3 protein-coding genes are annotated in these 1,942 nt (G+C 56.4%); all 3 read left to right on the forward strand.

Annotation, left to right across the window (positions count from 1 at the left end; genetic code table 11):
* Positions 1-86 precede the first annotated feature (86 nt).
* Positions 87-404, forward strand: a complete 318-nt coding sequence (tnpA, locus tag ABIE61_RS18695; RefSeq protein ID WP_354412383.1) for an IS66 family insertion sequence element accessory protein TnpA — start codon at positions 87-89, stop codon at positions 402-404.
* Complete coding sequence (gene tnpB / locus ABIE61_RS18700) at positions 404-772, forward strand: IS66 family insertion sequence element accessory protein TnpB (RefSeq protein ID WP_354412386.1); 369 nt, start codon at positions 404-406, stop codon at positions 770-772. The genes tnpA and tnpB overlap by 1 nt, the downstream gene beginning before the upstream one ends.
* Positions 773-818: 46 nt before the next feature.
* The coding region (tnpC, locus tag ABIE61_RS18705) for an IS66 family transposase (protein WP_354412389.1) at positions 819-1,942 on the forward strand (1,124 nt) is incomplete at its 3' end.

The raw sequence follows: 1,942 nt of genomic DNA on the forward strand, positions 1-1,942 counted from the left end.
GCGTAAGCGCCAGAGAATCAGCACCTTTTTTCCAGCCACTAACCGCCGCACACTGATTCCATCGTCACCTACGCGAGGAATCCATCATGAACTCAACCGAGCGCACACACTACTGGCAACAGTACATTGAACACTGGCGCGATACCGGGCTATCCGGCGCTGCTTTCTGCAAACAGCAGTCACTGTCCTATCACCAGTTTGTCTATTGGCGCCGCAAGCTCGAAGGTACAGATGATGCGACCGATACCGAGCGCTCACCAACACCCGGCTTTGCTCGCGTCACCCAGGTGGCCGCTTCACCGCTATCGGATGATCTGACCCTGAGGCTTCCGGGTGGCATGGCCATTACAGGGCTGCATGCCGGTAATGTTGACCTGCTCGGTGCAATCCTGAGGCAGCTCTGATGAAACCGCGGTATCTGCGTCCCTCTCGGTCCATGCCCGAGATCTATCTGTACCGTGAGCCCATTGATTTTCGCAAGCAAGCCAATGGCCTGGCGGTGCTGATTGAGCAGGAGTTAGGGCGTAGCCCCTTCACTGGTGCCCTGTATGCGTTCACCAACCGGCAGCGTAACAAGATCAAGTGCCTGATGTGGGAAGACAACGGTTTTATCCTCTATTACAAGGCACTGGCCGAAGAGAAATTCAAGTGGCCCAGCCCGGCTGATGAGCTCATGCCGTTGACCGGCGAACAGATCAACTGGTTGCTCGATGGTTATGATATCAGCCTGCTGCAAGGCCATAAAACCGTGCATTATGAGGCCGTTGGATAGCGGGTTTTGGGTGCTTCAACGGGCTGTTTTTGATATAATTTTGCCCATGAAAACACAGCCCAAAACCACCTCAAAGACGCCTGATATCAGCAGTTTATCGACCGCTGACTTGCTGTCGATGGTGGCTGGGCTACAGCAGCAACTCCAACATCAAGAGCAGCATATCCAAAAGCGCGAGCAATACATCCTGCTGCTGGAAGAGATGCTGCGCTTGCAGCGCATCCAGCGGTTCGCGGCCAGCAGTGAGAAAACGGCCCACCAGATCCATCTGTTCGATGAGTCCGAACTGGAAGCCGAGATCGATCAGCTGCGGGATCAGCTCCCGGACGATATTGAAGTCGCTGAAGACGATACCCCTGCTGCCACCTCTGCACCCAAACGCCGTCAGCGCGGCTTCTCCGATCACCTGCTGCGTGAGCGCATCGAGCTGCTGCTGAGTGATGAAGAGAAGGCCGGGGCCGTCAAAACCTTCTTCACCAAGGTGAAGGAAGAGTTGGACTATATCCCGGCTCAGCTCAAAGTACTGGAATACTGGCAGGAAAAAGCCGTGTTCGAGACGAACGGCGACGAGCGGATCGTAGCCGCGGCTCGCCCGACACACCCGCTGGGCAAATGCATCGCCACCCCGGCCCTGCTGGCCTACCTGATCACCTCCAAATATGCCGATGGTCTGCCGTTGTATCGGCAAGAGCAGATGTTCAAACGTCTGGGCCATGAGCTGAGCCGCACCAGTATGGCGCACTGGATCATCCGTCTGGATGAGGTGTTCAAACCGCTGATCCATCTGATGCGGGAGGCGCAGAACAGTGCGGCCTACCTGCAGGCTGATGAAACCCGGATCCAGGTACTCAAAGAGGATGGTAAGGCTGCCCAATCCGATAAATGGATGTGGGTGACCCGTGGCGGTCCACCGGGCCAATCTTCCATCCTGTTCGCCTATGATCCCTCTCGAAGTGGAGCGGTGCCCGTGCGCCTGCTTGATGACTTCAAGGGTGTGCTGCAGGCGGATGGTTACTCCGGTTATGCGCAGATCTGCTCAGCCAATGAGCTGACACGCATCGGCTGCTGGGATCATGCCCGCCGCAAGTTCATCGAAGCGACCAAAGCGGCCAAGCCAGCGGGTAAAGGCAAACAGGCCAAACTGTCCAAAGCGGATGTAGCACTCAGTCA

Source organism: Marinobacterium sp. MBR-111, from assembly GCF_040547585.1.
Classification (GTDB): Bacteria; Pseudomonadota; Gammaproteobacteria; order Pseudomonadales; family Balneatricaceae; genus Marinobacterium; species Marinobacterium iners.

Excerpts from the sequence above, each read along its gene's own strand:
- tnpB (WP_354412386.1), top strand. The coding sequence starts at position 404 with ATGAAACCGCGGTATCTGCGTCCCTCTCGGTCCATGCCCGAGATCTAT.
- tnpA (WP_354412383.1), top strand. The coding sequence starts at position 87 with ATGAACTCAACCGAGCGCACACACTACTGGCAACAGTACATTGAACAC.